Source organism: Pseudomonas sp. SP16.1 (assembly GCF_052682975.1).
The window spans coordinates 664,468-680,710 of sequence record NZ_JBQYFZ010000001.1 but is presented as its reverse complement, the minus strand read 5'-3'; the positions used below and the strand labels follow the sequence as shown (position 1 = coordinate 680,710).

At 69.2% G+C, this 16,243-nt stretch carries 15 protein-coding genes; 9 read left to right on the top strand and 6 right to left on the bottom strand.

The window, feature by feature from the left end; all coding sequences use genetic code 11:
* The first annotated feature begins 91 nt into the window (after positions 1-91).
* Together ACUTAF_RS03495 and ACUTAF_RS03490 are read left to right on the top strand one after the other, a co-directional pair.
* Positions 92-394 carry an ArsR/SmtB family transcription factor gene (locus ACUTAF_RS03495; protein WP_445578667.1) on the top strand — a complete coding sequence of 101 codons (303 nt, stop codon included), beginning with the start codon at positions 92-94 and terminating at the stop codon, positions 392-394.
* Positions 395-422: 28 nt separating this feature from the next.
* Positions 423-1,472, top strand: coding sequence for an alkene reductase (locus ACUTAF_RS03490; protein WP_445578666.1), 1,050 nt, complete (start codon positions 423-425; stop codon positions 1,470-1,472).
* Positions 1,473-1,596: 124 nt separating this feature from the next.
* Here the strand turns inward: ACUTAF_RS03490 and ACUTAF_RS03485 are convergent, their stop codons facing one another.
* Positions 1,597-2,466 (bottom strand): ATPase, encoded by an 870-nt coding sequence (locus tag ACUTAF_RS03485; protein WP_445578665.1) that lies wholly within the window; start codon positions 2,464-2,466, stop codon positions 1,597-1,599.
* A gap of 506 nt (positions 2,467-2,972) precedes the next feature.
* Between ACUTAF_RS03485 and ACUTAF_RS03480 the strand changes: the two genes are divergently transcribed.
* On the top strand, positions 2,973-3,263 hold the full coding sequence (locus ACUTAF_RS03480; RefSeq protein WP_445578664.1) for a hypothetical protein: 291 nt from the start codon (positions 2,973-2,975) through the stop codon (positions 3,261-3,263).
* Positions 3,264-3,366: 103 nt separating this feature from the next.
* On the opposite strand, the gene ACUTAF_RS03475 is transcribed toward ACUTAF_RS03480, so the two are convergent.
* Both ACUTAF_RS03475 and ACUTAF_RS03470 read right to left on the bottom strand, forming a co-directional pair.
* Entirely contained in the window at positions 3,367-4,359 is a 993-nt protein-coding gene (locus tag ACUTAF_RS03475; RefSeq protein WP_445578663.1) for an NAD-dependent epimerase/dehydratase family protein, read from the bottom strand.
* 180 nt (positions 4,360-4,539) lie between these two features.
* Complete coding sequence (locus ACUTAF_RS03470; RefSeq protein ID WP_445578662.1) at positions 4,540-5,868, bottom strand: spinster family MFS transporter; 1,329 nt, start codon at positions 5,866-5,868, stop codon at positions 4,540-4,542.
* 338 nt (positions 5,869-6,206) lie between these two features.
* On the opposite strand from ACUTAF_RS03470, the gene ACUTAF_RS03465 reads away from it, so the two are divergent.
* Positions 6,207-8,387 (top strand): putative bifunctional diguanylate cyclase/phosphodiesterase, encoded by a 2,181-nt coding sequence (locus tag ACUTAF_RS03465; protein WP_445578661.1) that lies wholly within the window; start codon positions 6,207-6,209, stop codon positions 8,385-8,387.
* Between the two features lie 105 nt (positions 8,388-8,492).
* Here ACUTAF_RS03465 and ACUTAF_RS03460 read toward each other — a convergent pair whose 3' ends face one another.
* Together ACUTAF_RS03460 and ACUTAF_RS03455 are read right to left on the bottom strand one after the other, a co-directional pair.
* Entirely contained in the window at positions 8,493-9,275 is a 783-nt protein-coding gene (locus tag ACUTAF_RS03460) for a hydroxypyruvate isomerase family protein (RefSeq protein WP_445578660.1), read from the bottom strand.
* Positions 9,272-10,162, bottom strand: a complete 891-nt coding sequence (locus tag ACUTAF_RS03455; RefSeq protein WP_445578659.1) for an NAD(P)-dependent oxidoreductase — start codon at positions 10,160-10,162, stop codon at positions 9,272-9,274. Before ACUTAF_RS03455 ends, ACUTAF_RS03460 begins: the two co-directional genes overlap by 4 nt.
* A 134-nt stretch (positions 10,163-10,296) precedes the next feature.
* Here ACUTAF_RS03455 and ACUTAF_RS03450 point away from each other — a divergent pair, with 134 nt between their 5' ends.
* Genes ACUTAF_RS03450 through phnE form a run of 4 tightly spaced genes read left to right on the top strand, consistent with a single transcriptional unit; the run spans position 10,297 to position 13,530 of the window.
* Positions 10,297-11,148 (top strand): putative selenate ABC transporter substrate-binding protein, encoded by an 852-nt coding sequence (locus tag ACUTAF_RS03450; protein ID WP_445578658.1) that lies wholly within the window; start codon positions 10,297-10,299, stop codon positions 11,146-11,148.
* Positions 11,145-11,948: a phosphonate ABC transporter ATP-binding protein gene (locus ACUTAF_RS03445; protein WP_445578657.1), complete on the top strand. Its 804-nt coding sequence runs from the start codon at positions 11,145-11,147 to the stop codon at positions 11,946-11,948. The genes ACUTAF_RS03450 and ACUTAF_RS03445 overlap by 4 nt, the downstream gene beginning before the upstream one ends.
* The gene (locus ACUTAF_RS03440; protein WP_445578656.1) at positions 11,942-12,769 is read left to right on the top strand and encodes a PhnE/PtxC family ABC transporter permease; all 828 of its coding nucleotides are present in this window, start codon (positions 11,942-11,944) and stop codon (positions 12,767-12,769) included. The genes ACUTAF_RS03445 and ACUTAF_RS03440 overlap by 7 nt, the downstream gene beginning before the upstream one ends.
* Entirely contained in the window at positions 12,766-13,530 is a 765-nt protein-coding gene (gene phnE / locus ACUTAF_RS03435; protein WP_445578655.1) for a phosphonate ABC transporter, permease protein PhnE, read from the top strand. The genes ACUTAF_RS03440 and phnE overlap by 4 nt, the downstream gene beginning before the upstream one ends.
* An 80-nt stretch (positions 13,531-13,610) precedes the next feature.
* On the opposite strand, the gene ACUTAF_RS03430 is transcribed toward phnE, so the two are convergent.
* Entirely contained in the window at positions 13,611-15,209 is a 1,599-nt protein-coding gene (locus ACUTAF_RS03430; protein WP_445578654.1) for a winged helix-turn-helix domain-containing tetratricopeptide repeat protein, read from the bottom strand.
* 241 nt (positions 15,210-15,450) lie between these two features.
* Between ACUTAF_RS03430 and ACUTAF_RS03425 the strand changes: the two genes are divergently transcribed.
* Positions 15,451-16,212: an SDR family oxidoreductase gene (locus ACUTAF_RS03425; RefSeq protein ID WP_445578653.1), complete on the top strand. Its 762-nt coding sequence runs from the start codon at positions 15,451-15,453 to the stop codon at positions 16,210-16,212.
* Positions 16,213-16,243 lie beyond the last annotated feature (31 nt).

Genomic DNA, 16,243 nt, shown 5'->3' with positions numbered 1-16,243 from the left:
CGCTGATAAGGGCTATCGGCACAAACGATCTGTATATCGCCGCGGACCGATATAAGGTTCGCCCCATTCCGATACAGCAGACCGACACGCCATGGACCTCGACCTCGACGCCATCATCAAGGCCATCGCCCACCCACTACGGCGCGACATTCTCGACTGGCTGAAGCAGCCACAACGGCACTTCGCCGACCAGGAGCATCCGCTGGAGATCGGCGTCTGCGCCGGCAAGATCTGCCTGCGCAGCGGGCTCTCGCAATCCACCGTCTCCGCCCACCTGACCACCCTGCAGCGTGCCGGCCTGGTGCACAGCCGCAAGGTCGGCCAGTGGCACTTCTTCAAGCGCGACGACGAGCGGATCCAAGCCTTCGTCGCGCGGCTCGGCCAGCGACTCTGAACCCACAGTCCCCACCGGAGGATTCACCATGCCTACGCTCTTCGACCCGATCCAGATCGGTGACCTGCAACTAAACAACCGCATCATCATGGCGCCGCTGACCCGCACCCGCGCCGACGAAGGCCGCGTGCCCAACGCGCTGATGGCCGAGTACTACGTGCAGCGCGCCTCGGCCGGGCTGATCATCAGCGAGGCCACCGCCGTCACGCCGATGGGCGTCGGCTACCCGAACACCCCCGGCATCTGGTCGGACGCGCAGATCCGCGGCTGGAGCAACGTGACCAAGGCGGTACATGCCAATGGCGGCAAGATCGTCCTGCAACTGTGGCACGTCGGGCGCATCTCCGACCCGATCTACCTGAACGGCGAGCTGCCGGTGGCGCCGAGCGCGATCAAGCCGGCCGGCCACGTCAGCCTGGTGCGCCCGCTCAAGGAGTTCGTCACCCCGCGCGCGCTGGCCACCGAGGAGGTCGCCGATATCGTCGAGGCCTACCGCCAGGGCGCGGAGAACGCCAAGGCCGCCGGCTTCGACGGCGTGGAGATCCACGGCGCCAATGGCTACCTGCTCGACCAGTTCCTGCAGAGCAGCACCAACCGGCGCACCGACCGCTACGGCGGCAGCCTGGAGAACCGTGCGCGCCTGCTGCTGGAAGTCACCGATGCGGCAATCGAGGTGTGGGGCGCCGGCCGCGTCGGCGTGCACCTGGCACCGCGCGCCGACTCCCACGACATGGGCGACGCCGACCGCGCCGAGACCTTCACCTATGTCGCCCGCGAACTGGGCAAGCGCGGCATCGCCTTTATCTGCGCCCGCGAGCAGGAGGGCGCGGACAGCCTGGCGCCGAGCCTGAAGGAAGCCTTCGGCGGCGTGTTCATCGCCAACGAGCGCTTCACCAAGGATCAGGCCAACGCCTGGTTGAGCGAGGGCAAGGCCGATGCGGTGGCCTTCGGCATTCCCTTCATCGCCAACCCCGACCTGCCGGCCCGCCTGCAGCAGGATGCGCCGCTGAACGAGCCGCAGCCGCAGAGCTTCTACGGCTCGGGGGCGGTCGGCTATATCGACTATCCGCGGTTGTAATGCCGCTCTGCAAGCTCGCCGCTGAAGCGTCTCCCACGACACCCGCAGCCCTGTGGGAGGGGCCTTAGCCGCGACCGTAAAAACACAAGCCCCGCATTGCGGGGCTTGTGTTTTTACCGGCGTCTCAGCGTGCGTCGATCTGCTGCTGCAGATTGATCATCTGCCCCTGCAGGGCATTGATGTTGCGCGTCATCTGCGCGCGGAAGGCGTCGAACTCGGCGGTATTCGGCCCGCTGCTGGGGACCGGGCGGTTGTCCAGCTCGCTGCGCAGCACCAGCAGGTCCTGCTCCAGCCGGCCAATGGCCTGAGTCGGATCGCCCTGCTTCCTCAACGCCTCGATTTCGCTGCCCAGGCCATTGATACGACCGTCGAGCTTGGCCAGTTCGGCCTGCGCCGCCTTGGCATCGGCTTGCGCATTCTTCAGCGCGGCCTGCTCGGCAGAGAGCGCCTGCAGGCGCTTGTCGAAGCCGGCACTGGCGCTCAGTGCGCCTTTCAGCTCGCCGCCCAGCTGTTCGATGCGCTTGTCCAGCGCGGCCTGGGCGCCGGCGCTCTGTTGCTGCTGCTTGCCCAGCTCGGCGAGGCGATTTTCCAGCTGCTTGACCTGCAGCTTGAGCGCCTCGCTGCCGCTGGTGACGTTCGACTCGGTCGCCACCACCTTGCCGGAGATGTCCTGGATACGCCCGGCCGCCTCCTCGCTGATGCGCGCGAAGCTCTCCTGGGTCGCCACCAGGCGCTGCTCCATCAGGCCGATCTGCTGCAGGCTCCACCAGCCGAGGCCGGCCAGGGCGATGCTCAGCGCGCCCACCAGCGCCCACAGCGGGCCGGTGCTGGGGCCCTTGGCCGCCACCGCCGGGCCGGCGGCGGGCGCGCGGGCGGGGCGGGCGGGGCGGGCGGGGCGCGGAGCCGGTTCATCGTGCGGCTCGGAAAACTCGTCGCGCAGGCCGGGCGTCAGGCTGGGCAGGTGATCGAGCTCGTCGTGGGAATCGTTGCGCATGGTCGGACCTTCGTTTGGCACGGAGTAACAGGCAGTTGGAAAACGTCGGCGAGGCCGACACCACATTAGCGACGGCGGCCCCGCAATAAACGGCAGGGGTCGCAGGCGACCCTAGATGCTGCAAACGAGCATTGTGCACACCCATTCAATGCCGCATTGCCACCGCAGGTAGTTGTTCAACAGCCCGGCGGGCGAAATGCCGCGCAGTATACCGGTTCGCCGCCAGGCGATCAGCGCCGCGCCGAGCAGGTGCATGGCGCACCGATGAAGAGCGCGACAGGGCCATCGACCAGCCGCGAGCCGCGCAGTTCCTCGCTGATCGAACTGGTACGCACCTTGCTGGGCATCCCTGGAGTTCAGCGCAGAGCGCTCGCCAGAGCGCTTGCACCCCGCAGCATGGTGCCGCGGGCGATGGCTAGCCAGGCGACGGATGGCGCCCGGTTCGGTCGCGCAGAGGTCAGGACGACCCAGCGCGTGACCCTTCGACCAACCCTGGGGGAAGCGACATGGAACTGAACAAGGCGCTACTGGATTGCATGCAGGCCCTGCGTCGCCGGCTGCGCGACGAGCTGGCCGTGGATATCCGCCTGAGCCAGAGCGACGCGGTAGTCGCGCTGCTCGGCGGCTGCCTGCAGTCGAGCGACGAAGAAACCCGGCGGCTCGGCCAGCGCCTGGCCGAACTCACCGATCAACGCCCGCCGACGCCCGCCGCCAAGCCGGTGGCCAACGTAGCGCTGCCGCAGGCGGCGCCCAGCGGCTCGGTGCGCATCTATCGCGGCCAGCGCGTCTATGCCTGAGTGGCTGGCAGGCGACACTCCGCCTGGCCGCGCCGTATCTGCCGGGCTCAAGGCTGTTCGCGGCTGAAGCCGCTGCTACAGGACGACCTGCGACCGCGCTTGATCAGGCGCACGACTGCACCCGCCACCAGGTGCAGAACTCGTCCAGCGCGTCCCACAGGCTGGCCCGCGGCTGGTAGCCGAGCAACTCGCGGGCGCGGTCGATGTTCAGCGAGAAGTCCTTGCCCATCACCGCCACCTGCAGGCGCAGCAGGCTCGGCTCGGGGCGCCCCGGCAGCAGCCGGCACAGCCCCTCGTTGAGGCAGGCCGCGGCATAGGCCAAGGGATAAGGCACGTGGCGGGTCACCGGCGGCAGTTCCAGGCGGCGCAGCACGTAGTTGACCACGTCCCACAGCGGCACCGGCGCGCCGTTGCTGATGTTGTAGGCCTGCCCCAAAGCCGGGCCGGCGGCCAGCAGCGCGGCGAGCAGCGCGTCGTTGAGGTTGTGCACGCTGGTGAAGTCGACCCTGTTCAGGCCGTTGCCGATGATCGCCAGGCGCCCCTTGCGCTGCAGTTCGATCAGCCGCGGGAAGATGCTGGTATCGCCGGCGCCGGTGACGAAACGCGGACGCAGGGCGATGACCTCGAGGCCGAACTCCGCGGCGCCGAGCGCCTGCTGCTCGGCCAGGTACTTGGTCTTGCCGTAGTGATTGAAGAAGCGCCGCGGTACCTGCTGCTCGCGGATATCGAGGTGGGCGTGGCCGTCGAAGTAGATCGACGGCGACGACAGATGCACCAGGCGCCGTACCTTGCGCTTGAGGCAGGCCTCGACGACGTTCTCGGTGAGCGTCACGTTGGCCTGGTGGAAATGCGCGTAATCGCCCCACACCCCCACCGCGCCGGCGCAATGCACCACGGCCTCGACGTCCCGGCACAGCGCCAGGGCCAGCTCGGCATCGCCGAGATCGCCCTGGACGAACTCGGCACCGCGCTTGAGCAGATGCTGCACGCCCTCGGCACGGCGACCGTTGACCCGCACCGCCAGGCCCTGCTCGAGGGCGAAGCGGGCGAAGCGCCCGCCGATGAAGCCGCTCGCGCCGGTGACCAGAATCTTCATCGCCGCTCCCCCGTCGTTGTCATGTTCGCCGCACTCTAGCAGCGCCGCGCCGTCTGCGCCCTATCGGCTGCGGCCAGAACGGCGACCCGGCACGCCAGTCCATCGGCTGCGCCGCGCGCATCTATGCAGGGATATCGCGCTTTATCTCCCCCCGGCCGGGGCGGCGCACCGGCTCCGTCCCTATGCCGGCACGGCCTCTGCCAGCCCCTCGCGCATGCGCAGCGCGTCCTGCTGGAAGCAACGCGCGGCCTGCAGCAGCGCCAGCAGGGTGAGCAGCAGCGCCACCGGAATCAGCAGCATGGCGTCGTGCAGCCCCACCGCCTTGAACGCCTCGTTCATCTCGGATGCGCCGGCCGCCTGCATGGCCGCCTGGGCGTAATGATCCGACAGCCAGCCCACCGCCAATGGCCCGAGTCCGCCGCCGAGCAGGTACAGACCGGCGAAGAACAGCGCCATGGCGGTAGCACGCAGGCGCGGCTCGACCACGTCCTGGATCGCCGTGTAGACGCAGGTATAGAAGTTGTAGGAGAACAGCCAGCCGAGGCTGAACACGCCGACGAACAGCGCCGTGTCGATGCGCCCGGCACTCAGCGCCCAGGCGGTGCAGAGGCAGGCCACCAGCATGCTGAACGCTGCGAACAGCAGGCGACCATTGGCCCAGCGCTGGTGCACCCTGTCCGCCAGCCAGCCGCCCAGGGTCAGGCCGAGCAGCCCGGTCAGCCCGACTATCAGCCCGGTGGCCATCGCCGCATTCTGCAGGCCCAGACCGAAATAGCGCTGCAGCATCGGCACCATGAACGAGTTGCAGGCGTAGGAGGCGAAGTTGAAGGCCAGCCCGGCCAGCACCAGCCACCAGAAGGTGCGGATCGCCAGCACCCGGCGCAGCGGCCGGTCCACCGGCGCGGCGCTGACCCGCACGCTCTCGGCCGCCCCACGCGCCGGCTCGCGGATGAAGAACAGCGCCGCGGCGAGTATCAGCCCCGGCAGCGCGGCGATCAGAAAGGGTGCGCGCCAGCTGTCGAAGGCCTGCACCATGGCGCCGATGGTGAAGAACGCCAGCAGCAGGCCCAGGGGCAAGCCGAGCATGAAGATACCCATGGCCCGCGCCCGCTTGTGCGGCGGGAACAGGTCGCCGATCAGCGAGTTGGCCGCCGGCGCGTAGCTGGCCTCGCCGATGCCGACGCCCATGCGGATCAGCAGGAAGCTCCAGAAGTTCCAGGCCATGCCGTTGAGCGCGGTCAGGCCGCTCCAGGCCGCCAGGCCCCAGCCCATGATCTTGCGCCGCGCGCCGGTGTCGGCCATGCGTCCCAGCGGCACTCCGGCGAGGGCGTAGACGATGGTGAAGGCGGTGCCGATCAGGCCCAGTTGCAGGTCGCTGAGGCTCCATTCCAGGCGAATCGGCTCGATGATGATGGCCGGGATGGTGCGGTCGAAGAAGTTGAACAGGTTGGCGAGAAACAGCAGGAAGAGGATGCGCCAGGCATTCGGCGCTTGCTGATTGGGCTGCATGGCAAAGTCTCTTTTTTGTTGTCCACGCGCGGCCTGACACGATGGCGCCTACCTTGGCAACACCGACCGAACGATGGGTGAGGGGCAATCTAGAGCCTTTGCCGCGGCTTGTCTGCGACTATTCGCCGGCTTTATGCGTAAAGATCGGGCTGCTTCGCACGCCTCACAGCTGGCCGCCGCGAGCGCGGCGCCGAGTTTCGTGCTAGAACCACTGATGGCGACAGCGATCGTGACCAATCGCCCACTGCAGCGACTGTGGCGAACCCAGTCGAGCACGGCGCCGGGCGGCAGATCGGGCAGGCAAGCCCGAGCTCATGGAGCAGCGCGACGGGGTACCTATGGACTGGCCGCAGATTCGCTTTCTCGGACAACTGCCGGAACAGGGGCACGTGCTGCTCGATTGCAGTCACGATCCCTGGCTGACGCTACTGGCCTACCTGGTCGCCACGGCCGGCAGCCTGGCAGCGCTGACCATAGTCGAGCACCTGGACCGGGTGCAGCGGCGCGGCATGCGTCTGGCCTGGGGCGCGATCGGCGGGCTGTGCCTGGCCGGCGGCATCTGGTCGATGCACTTTCTCGGCATGCTCGCCTTCCGCGCGCCGCTGGTCATCCACTACGAACCGGCCCCCACCCTGCTGTCGCTGCTGGTGGCCCTGGCCGCCGCCCTGCTGGCACTGTACTGCATGGCCCAGCGCGACGCCGGACTCGGCCGCCGCCTGCTGGCCGCGGTGATCATAGGCCTGGGCATCGCCGCCATGCATTACAGCGGCATGGCGGCGATGCGCTCGGCGGCGCAGAGCTTCTACCACGGCGGGCTGTTCGCCCTGTCGATCCTGATCGCCATCGGCGCCAGCCTCGCCGCCCAGTTGCTCGCCCACCTGCGCCGCAACCGCGAGGCGCGCCAGCGTCACTGGCTGAAATACTCGGCCGCGCTGGTGATGGGCGCCGCCATCACCGCCATGCATTTCACCGCCATGGCCGCGCTGCGCCTGGTGGTAGCGCCGGGCGAGATCCTCGAACTGCAAGGAGCCGGCAACAGCCTGCAACTGGGCCTGGGCGTGGCCGGCGTCACCCTGCTGATCGTCGCCCTCAGCCTGCTGGCAGCCTGGGCCGACCGCAAGCTGGACGACAAGGAACGCGACCTGCAGCGGGTCAACCACCTGCTGGCGCAACTCGACCAGGCCAAGGCCTCGCTGGAACAGGTGGCGCATTTCGATCCGCTGACCGAGCTGCTCAACCGCCGCGGTTTCACCCGGGTGTTCGCCGCCACCCTGGAGGAGCATGCCGTCACCGGCCGCGCCCTGGCGGTGATGTTCCTCGACCTCGACCATTTCAAGCGCATCAACGACACCCTCGGCCATGCCGCCGGCGACGAGTTGCTGCGCATACTCGCCCAGCGCATCCGTGGCGCCCTGCGCGAGCGCGACCTGATCGCCCGCTTCGGTGGCGACGAGTTCTGCGTGGTCGTCAGCCTGGACAGCAGCGCTGAGCCCCGCACGCTGGCCCAGCGCCTGGCGGACCAGCTGAAAGAGCCGGTCGAGCTGAACGGCCGCAGGATCGTGATGACCACCAGCATCGGCATCAGCCTGTACCCGCGCGATGGCGGCAACACCGAGGAACTGCTCAGGCACGCCGACCTGGCCCTGTACCAGTCCAAGGGCAGCGGGCGCAACGTGGTGCATTTCTTCAACCCGCATCTCAAGCAGAAGGCCTCGCTCGAACTGCAACTGGAGGAGGACCTGCGCCAGGCGCTGCAGGACGACGGCGGGCTGGCCCTGTTCTACCAGCCGATCATCGACCTGCGCAGCGGCAGCCTGAGCAAGCTGGAGGCGCTGGTACGCTGGCATCATCCGCAGCACGGCCTGCTCACCCCGGAGCGCTTCATCGCCATCGCCGAGGCCAACGGCTTCATCGACCTGCTCGACGACTGGGTGCTGCGCCGCGCCTGCGAGGACCTGCGCATTCTGAGCGAGAGGGGCTATGCAAGGCTCAAGGTGGCGGTCAACTGCTCGGCGCTGAACCTGGCCAACGATCAACTGCCCGGGCGCATCGCACAGGCCCTGCAGAGTAGCCGTTGCCCGGCGCACAGCCTGGAGCTGGAAGTCACCGAAAGCGCGCTGCTGAGCAACGTCAACCGCGCCATCGGCCTGCTGGAGGACATTCGCGCTTTGGGCGCGAGCCTGTCGATCGACGACTTCGGCACCGGCTATTCGTCGCTGGCCTACCTGCGCCGCCTGCCGCTGGACACCCTCAAGATCGACCGTTCCTTCATCCACGACCTGGCCACCTCCGATCAGGATCGCGAGATCGTCCACGCCATCATCGCCATGGCCCATGCGCTGCATCTGCAGGTGGTCGCCGAGGGTGTGGAATCTGCCGAACAGCTGGACTTCCTGCAGGAACGCGGCTGCGACCAGGTGCAGGGTTATCTGTTCAGCAAGCCGCTGCCGCTGGACGAAGTCGTCGCCCTGTTTCCGCCGCACCATCGCCCGCTGGAGCGCGTGGGGATGCGCTTCTAGCGCGGCGGACCGATCGCTCGAACATGCGGGATCGTTCTAATACCGCTAGCCAAGCGTAGGGTGCGCCGTGCGCACCGGGAATCCGCGGGCTCATTGGTGCGCACCCTACCTGCGTTGCCACTGCGCCAACCAGCCCAGGCTGGCGCCCGTGCCCGCCTCGCCCGGCTTGTACTCGGCCCCCAGCCAGCCGCCGTAGCCCGTCTCGCCCAGGGCCTCGAACAAGGCCGCAAAATCCAGCCCGCCACTGCCCGGGGCGCCGCGGCCGGGGCAATCGGCGAATTGCACGTGGCCGATGCGCCCGGCCAGCAGGCGCAGGCCGGCCGCCACGTCCAGTTCCTGGCGGGCCATATGGTAGAGGTCGTACTGCGCCGCCAGATTGGGGTGATCCACCGCGCACAGCAGCTCGTCGAGATGCTGCGGCGTGTTGATCAGAAAGCCCGGCATGTCGATGGGGTTGATCGCCTCCACCAGCACGCGGATGCCGAGCAGGGCGAAGGCCTCGGCGCTGCGGCGCAGGTTGGCGACCAGACAGTCCAGCGCCTGCGCGCGGCTCACGCCCTCGGCCAGGCGCCCGGGCAGCACGTTGACGCAGGCCGGGCGCGCCATGGCGGCGTAGGTCAGCGCCTCCTGCAGGGCCGCGTCGAACTGCGCCTGGCGCGCCGGCACGCCGGCCAGGCCCGGGCCACCGCTCATCAGATCGCCGGCCGGCACATTGATCAGCACCAGCGGCAGGCCGGCGCGCGCCAGCGCCTCCTGCAGGGCGATGGCCGGCAATTCGTAGGGAAACTGGATCTCCACGCCGTCGAAGCCGGCCGCGGCAGCGGCCTGGATACGTTCGCGCAGCGGCAGTTCGGTGAACAGCAGCGACAGGTTGGCGGCGATCTTCATGCCTGGCCCTCGCGCAGCAGCTCGACCAGCGTGGCCGGGTCACGCTCCAGATTGCCCTGGCTGCCGTGCAGGCGCATCAGCTGCGCGGCCAGGCCGCTCATCGGCGTGGCGCTGCCCTGCTCGCGCGCGAGCTTCACCGCGGTGTCGAGGTCCTTGAGCAGGGTGCGCACATGCCATTTCACCGGCTCGAACTGACTGGCGGCCATCTGCGGGGCTAGGATCTGCAGCGGCTTGGAGTCGGCGAAGCCACCAGCAAGCGCCGGCGCGATCAGGCTGGCATCGACCCCGGCCTTCTCCGCCAGAGCCACCACCTCGGCGATCACCAGGGCATTGCAGGCGACGATCATCTGGTTGCACACCTTGGTCACCTGACCGGCGCCCACCTCGCCCATGCGCGTCAGGCGCTGGCCCAGGTGGGCGAGAATCGGCCGCACCCGCTCCACATCCTCCTCGCGGCCGCCGGCCATGATCGCCAGGCTGCCGGCCTCGGCCCCGGGGGTGCCGCCGGAGACCGGCGCATCGACCCAGCGCATGCCGCTGCGCGCCTCAAGTTCCGCCGCCATCTCGCGAGTGGCGGCCGGCTCCAGGCTGGAGAAATCCACCAGCAGCTGGCCGGGCCGCGCGCCCTCGACGATGCCGTCGGGGCCGAACACCACATCGCGCACCACCTCGGTATTGGCCAGGCAGAGCATCACCACATCGGCCTCGCGGCAAAGATCGGCAGGGTTTTCCACGCGCTGCGCGCCCTGCTCCAGCAGCGCCGCGCACTTGTCCGGCGAGCGGTTCCACAGGGTCAGCGGGTAGCCGGCGGCGAGCAGGCGGCGGGTCATCGGCAGGCCCATCAGGCCAATCCCGGCGAAGGCCAGGGCGGGCAGCGTTGCGGTCATCGAGCGGCTCCAGGCGGGGAAGATCAGGCGAGCATCTTAACCCCAGAGTCAGTTGCGTGCTGCCGGGGCTGCATCGGCGGCGCCGGGCCACTATACTCCGCGCGCCTTCCCCGCTATTGAACCGGAGAATCCACATGTTCAAGCACACCCTGGCGCTCGCCGCCGGCATCGCCCTGTCCGTTTCCGCCGTAATCGCCCAAGCCGCCGACGTCCTCAAGGTCTCGGCCATTCCCGACGAAGCCCCCACCGAGCTGCTGCGCAAGTTCAAGCCGCTGGGCGCCTACCTCGAACAGCAGCTGGACATGAAGGTCGAGTTCGTCCCGGTAGCCGACTACGCCGCGGTGGTCGAGGCGCTGGCCGCCGACCGCATCGACATGGCCTGGCTGGGCGGCTTCACCTTCGTCCAGACCCGCCTGAAGACCGGCAACGCCGTGCCCCTGGTACAGCGCGAGCAGGATGCCGAGTTCACCAGCAAGATCATCAGCGCCGACCCGGACGTGAAATCGCTGCAGGACCTCGAGGGCAAGACCTTCGCCTTCGGCTCCGTGTCTTCCACCTCCGGCAGCCTGATGCCGCGCTACTTCATGCTGCAGGACGGCATCAAGCCGGAAGACTTCTTCAGCCGCGTGGCCTACTCCGGCGCCCACGACGCCACCGCAGCCTGGGTCCAGGCCGGCAAGGCCGACGGCGGCGTGCTCAACGCCAGCGTGTGGGACAAGCTGGTCGCCGCCGGCAAGGTCGACACCGACAAGGTCAAGGTGATCGCCGTCACCCCGCCCTACTACGACTACAACTGGACCGTGCGCGGCAACCTCGACGCCGAGCTGCAAGGCAAGATCAAGGCCGCCTTCCTCGCCCTCGACCCGGCCAAGCCCGAGCACAAGGCGATCCTCGACCTGCAGGCCGCCAGCCGCTTCATCGAGACCAAGGCCGAGAACTACCAGGGCATCGAGGAAGCCGCCCGCGCCGCCGGCCTGCTCAAGTGAGCATCGCCCTGCACGGCGTGGGCCTGGCCCACGCCGACGGCACGCGCGCGCTCGACGGCATCGATCTGCGCCTGGCCCGCGGTGAACGGGTAGCCATCATCGGCCCGTCGGGCGCCGGCAAGACCAGCCTGCTGCGCCTGCTGGCGAGCAGCCTGGCGCCCAGCAGCGGCCAGCTCGAACTGCTCGGCAGCGATCCCTGGCGCCTCGGCAATAGCGCCCGCCAGCGCCTGCGCGCGCGCATCGGGCTGATCCACCAGAGCCCGCCGCTGCCGCCGCGCCAGCGCGTGATCACCGCGGTGCTGGCCGGCAGGCTCGGCCAGTGGCCGCTGGCCAAGGGCCTGCTCAACCTGCTGCATCCCGTCGACGCCGCCGGCGCCCAGGCCGCCCTGGCGCGCCTGGATATCGCCGACAAGCTGTTCCAGCGCTGCGACCAGCTCTCCGGCGGCCAGCTGCAGCGCGTCGGCATCGCCCGCGTGCTGTACCAGGCGCCGCAACTGATCCTCGCCGACGAGCCGGTGTCGGCCATGGACCCGGTGCTGGCCGGCCACACCCTGGCGGTGCTCAACCAGGAGGCGGCCAGCCGCGGCATCACCCTGCTGGCCAGCCTGCATGCGGTGGACCTGGCCCTGGCGCACTTCCCGCGGGTGATCGGCCTGCGCGACGGGCGCATCGTCTTCGACCTGCCGCCGGCGGCCATCGAACCGGCGGCGCTGGAGGCGCTGTACGCCAACGAACAACTGCAGCCGCTGCCGGCCTCGCTGCCGGTGCAGCCGCTGGTGGTGCAGATCCCGCGATGCTGAGCCGGCGCCCGCGCGACCCCGCCGCCCTGCCGCGGCTGCTGATCACCCTGCTGGCGCTGCTGCTGTTGTGGCCGGGACTGCAGCTCAGCGAGCTGGACCTGCGCGTGCTGGTCGACGGCGACAACGCGCGCAGCATGGGCAGCTTTCTCGCCGGCTTCTGGCCGCCGGCGCACGACGGCGAGTTTCTCGCCCTGCTCGGCCGCGCCACCCTGGAAACCCTGGCCATCGCCACCGCCGGCATGGCCCTGGCGCTGCTGATCGCCCTGCCCGCCTCGCTGCTGGCCAGCCGCGCGCTGTCGCTGTCGGCGCTGCACCGCGGCGGCCGTCCGGCCTGGTGGGCGAATCTCGCGCGCTGGCCGGTACGCGGCGTGCTGATCTTCCTGCGCAGCGTGCCGGAGATCGTCTGGGCGCTGCTGTTCGTGCGCGCCGTCGGCCTCGGCCCGACCGCCGGGGTGCTGGCCATCGCCATCACCTACGCCGGCATGCTCGGCAAGGTCTACGCGGAAATCTTCGAATCGGTCGACCCGCGCCCCGGCCGCGCGCTGCTGCTGGCCGGCAGCGGCCGCCTGAGCGCCTTCGCCTACGGCGTGCTGCCGGGCGCCAGCGGCGAGATGCTGTCCTACAGCGTGTACCGCTGGGAGTGCGCGATCCGCGCCTCGGTGGTGATGGGCTTCGTCGGTGCCGGCGGCCTCGGCCAGCAGATCGACCTGTCGCTGCGCATGTTCGCCGGCGGCGAGGTGGCGAGCATGCTGATCACCTTCCTGCTGCTGGTGCTGCTGGCCGACCAGCTCAGCCGCCTGCTGCGCGCGAGGCTGCTATGAGAGCCGGCAACCTGCTGCTGCTCGCCGCCCTGATCGCCGCGGTGATCGCTTCCTTCCTCTACCTGGGCATCGACCTGGCCGGGCTGGTCGGCGGCGACAGCCTGGCGCAGATGGCCAAGTACGCCGGCGGCTTTATCCAGCCGGATTTCTCCGCCGCGCACCTGCAGGACATTGGCCGCGGCGCGCTGGAGACCCTGGCCATGTCCGCCATCGGCACCCTGCTCGCGGCGCTGCTCGGCCTGGCCCTGGCGCTGCCAGCCGCGGGGCGTTTCGGCCCGCTGGCGCTGCACGCCACGCGCTTCGTGCTCAACGCCCTGCGCGCCATCCCGGAACTGGTGTGGGCCGCGCTGATGGTGCTGGCTGCCGGCCTCGGCCCCAACGCCGGCACCCTGGCCCTGGCCCTGCACACCGCCGGCGTGCTCGGCCGGCTGTTCGCCGAGGCGCTGGAAAACACCCCGCGCGGGCCGGCCGAGGCCATCCGCCTGAGCGGCGGCGGGCGCATCGCCGCGTTCTGCTACGGCACCCTGCCGGGCATCTGGCCGCAGCTGGTGGCCTACTCGCTGTACCGCTGGGAAAACAACATCCGCATGGCCAGCGTGCTCGGCTTCGTCGGCGCCGGTGGCCTGGGGCAGATGCTCTACATGTCGCTCAGCCTGTTCCAGGAGGCCCAGGCGGCCACGGTGATCCTCGCCATGCTGGTGCTGGTGCTGGCGGTCGATGGCTTGAGTGGCTGGGCGCGGCAGCGCTGGGTGAGCGCCTGAGCCGATCCGCTGCGGGCGGCCCCGGTGTCAGTTCATGCTGCAGGCGATGGAGAGACGCCTGCGGGCCAAGCGCGCCGCCATCACTCGGGTAACCCGGCCAACCGCAGCCCATCGGCAAGCCGCGCAAAATCCTCCGCCCGTTGAATCGGCAGCCAATCCCTCAGCGTCGAGACGCACAAGGTGGGGTCCAGCTCCTGCAGCCGCTGCATCGCCTGCCTGGCCTTGTCCATGCGCCCGCCATAGGCATGGCAGGCCGTCAGCAGCGCAGCCGAAACCAGCAGGCTGGGCAGGTTGCCCGAGGCCTTTTCCGCCCACTGCGCGGCGGTATCGAAGCGCCCGGCGAGGAAGTACGCCAGCGCCATGCCCACCTGCATCCTGAACATCTCCGGGTCCAGCGGGCTCAAGCGCGTGGCGTGGGTCAGGTTCTCGATCGCGGCGTCGGTTTCGCCGCGCAGCGCGCGCAGGGTACCGCCGAGGTACCAGGCCGGGGCGAGGTTGGGGTTGAGCAGACGCGCCCTGTCGATCAGCGCGATGCCGGCATCGAGATCGCCGGCGAGATGGGCCAGGGCATGTCCGCCACGGGTCAGCGCCACCGCATCATCGCGACCCAGCTCCACCGCCAGACGCGCGAGCCGCGCGCCCTCGGCGACCTCCCGAGGCCGATCGCTCATCCAGCCGTTCAACTTGCGCCAGAAGTAGCACCAGGCCGCCATGCCGTAGGCCGAGGCGAACTCCGCATCGAGCTCGATGGCCTTGGCGAACAACGGCAGCGCCGCCTCGATGGCTTCGCGGGTGCCGCTGTGCAGTTTCGCCGTGCCGCGCAGGTAATAGTCGTAGGCGTCCAGGCTTTCCGTGGGTTTGCGCTTGGCGCGCTCGATTTCCGCCCGTTCCAGCTGCGGGGCGATGGAGCCGACGACGCTTTCGGCGATCCGATCCTGCAGCTCGAAGATATCGTCGAGCCTGCCTTCGAAACGCTCCGCCCAGATATGCGTCCCGGTCGTCGCGTCGATCAGCTGCCCGGTGATGCGCACCTTGCTGCCGGAATTGCGCACGCTACCTTCCAGCACGTAGCGCACGCCGAGCTCCTGGCCGACTTCCTTGACGTCCACCGCCCGGCCCTTGTAGGTGAAGCTCGAATTGCGGGCGATGACGAACAGCCAGCGGATGCGCGACAGGGCGGCGATGATGTCCTCGACCATGCCGTCGGCGAAGTAGTCCTGCTCCGGGTCGCCGCTCAGGTTCTGGAACGGCAACACGCTGATGGAGGGCTTGTCCGGCAGGACGAGCGCGGGTAGCGGCCGCTGCTCCGGCGCATCGGCCGCGCGTTCGCCGCGGCTTGGCTGGTCGGGCGGTTGTGCTGGCCCGCTCTCGCTCAGCCTGATCTCGCCGACGAAGCGGTAACCCTTGCGCGGCACCGTGCGCAGCAGGCGCTGCTCCCCGCCGCTGTCGCCTATGGCTCTGCGCGCCGCGTTGATGTGACTGGTAATGGTCGACTCCGAGACGATCCGCCCGCCCCACACCGTCTGCAGCAGGTCGTCCTTGCTCACCACGCGCTCGCGGTTGCTGACCAGCTGCAGCAACAGGTCGAAAACCTGCGGCCCGACGGCCACGGTTTGCCCGCGCCGGGTCAGTTCCCGACGCTCCTGGTCGAGCACGTAGTCTTCAAACACGAATGGCAAGGTCAGTACCCTGGCTGAGCGCCCTAGGAACCTGTCGATAGGAATCCGCTGGATCATACGGCAGCGCGCCACCAGCCGCACCGTTCAAGACCCGCTGGCCGAGCAACCGCGCCTTTGGACGAAAAACCAAGCTTTCCCGAAGGACAACTCAAGGCGAGCGCAAGGACTTGCCTGACCCGCACAGGCACTCTGCACCTACCTCGACGGCATCAGGCGCCGTCGAAACAAGCGGAGAGAGCCCATGAAAATCGTCGTCATCGGAGGCACCGGCCTCATCGGATCGAAACTGGCGAAGGACCTGCGCGAGCGCGGCCACGACGCCATCGCGGCCGCCCCCAGCACGGGCGTCAACAGCATCACCCGCGAGGGCCTGGCCCAGGCGATGGATGGCGCGCAGGTGGTGGTCGACGTGGCGAACGCGCCGTCCTGGGAAGACCAGGCCGTGCTCGAGTTCTTCGAAACCTCGAGTCGCAACCTGCTGGCGGCCGAAGCTGCCGCCGGCGTCCGCCATCACGTCGCCCTGTCGATCGTCGGTAGCGAACGGCTGCCCGACAACGGCTACTTCCGCGCCAAGGTCGCCCAGGAAAACCTCATCAAGGCCTCCGGCTTGCCTTACAGCATCGTGCGCGCCACGCAGTTCTTCGAGTTCGTCGGCGGCATCGCGCAGGCGGCCACCGTCGGCGAGGAGATCCACCTGTCGCCGGCATTGATCCAGCCGATTGCCTCCGACGACGTGGTGGCCGCGCTCACCGACGTGACGCTGGCAACCCCGCTCAATGGCACGCTGGAAGTCGCCGGCCCCGAGGCCATGCCGCTGGACGAGCTGGTCAGGCGTCTCCTGCGCGACACGCAAGATGCGCGCAAGGTCGTGCCGGACGTGCACGCACGCTACTTCGGCGACGTCCTCGACGATCAATCGCTGACTCCCGGCAAGAACCCGCGCCTGGGCGCGATCCGCTTCGAGGACTGGCTCGGCCGGTCCACGGCCCAGGCGGGAAGCTAAGGTTGCCTGGGACCCAGCATCCTGTGCACGA

Bases quoted from the DNA above. Each gene is read 5' to 3' on its own strand.
- ACUTAF_RS03495 (WP_445578667.1), top strand. From the start codon at position 92: ATGGACCTCGACCTCGACGCCATCATCAAGGCCATCGCCCACCCACTA.
- ACUTAF_RS03490 (WP_445578666.1), top strand. From the start codon at position 423: ATGCCTACGCTCTTCGACCCGATCCAGATCGGTGACCTGCAACTAAAC.
- ACUTAF_RS03485 (WP_445578665.1), bottom strand. From the start codon at position 2,466: ATGCGCAACGATTCCCACGACGAGCTCGATCACCTGCCCAGCCTGACG.
- ACUTAF_RS03480 (WP_445578664.1), top strand. From the start codon at position 2,973: ATGGAACTGAACAAGGCGCTACTGGATTGCATGCAGGCCCTGCGTCGC.
- ACUTAF_RS03475 (WP_445578663.1), bottom strand. From the start codon at position 4,359: ATGAAGATTCTGGTCACCGGCGCGAGCGGCTTCATCGGCGGGCGCTTC.
- ACUTAF_RS03470 (WP_445578662.1), bottom strand. From the start codon at position 5,868: ATGCAGCCCAATCAGCAAGCGCCGAATGCCTGGCGCATCCTCTTCCTG.
- ACUTAF_RS03465 (WP_445578661.1), top strand. From the start codon at position 6,207: ATGGACTGGCCGCAGATTCGCTTTCTCGGACAACTGCCGGAACAGGGG.
- ACUTAF_RS03460 (WP_445578660.1), bottom strand. From the start codon at position 9,275: ATGAAGATCGCCGCCAACCTGTCGCTGCTGTTCACCGAACTGCCGCTG.
- ACUTAF_RS03455 (WP_445578659.1), bottom strand. From the start codon at position 10,162: ATGACCGCAACGCTGCCCGCCCTGGCCTTCGCCGGGATTGGCCTGATG.
- ACUTAF_RS03450 (WP_445578658.1), top strand. From the start codon at position 10,297: ATGTTCAAGCACACCCTGGCGCTCGCCGCCGGCATCGCCCTGTCCGTT.
- ACUTAF_RS03440 (WP_445578656.1), top strand. From the start codon at position 11,942: ATGCTGAGCCGGCGCCCGCGCGACCCCGCCGCCCTGCCGCGGCTGCTG.
- phnE (WP_445578655.1), top strand. From the start codon at position 12,766: ATGAGAGCCGGCAACCTGCTGCTGCTCGCCGCCCTGATCGCCGCGGTG.
- ACUTAF_RS03425 (WP_445578653.1), top strand. From the start codon at position 15,451: ATGAAAATCGTCGTCATCGGAGGCACCGGCCTCATCGGATCGAAACTG.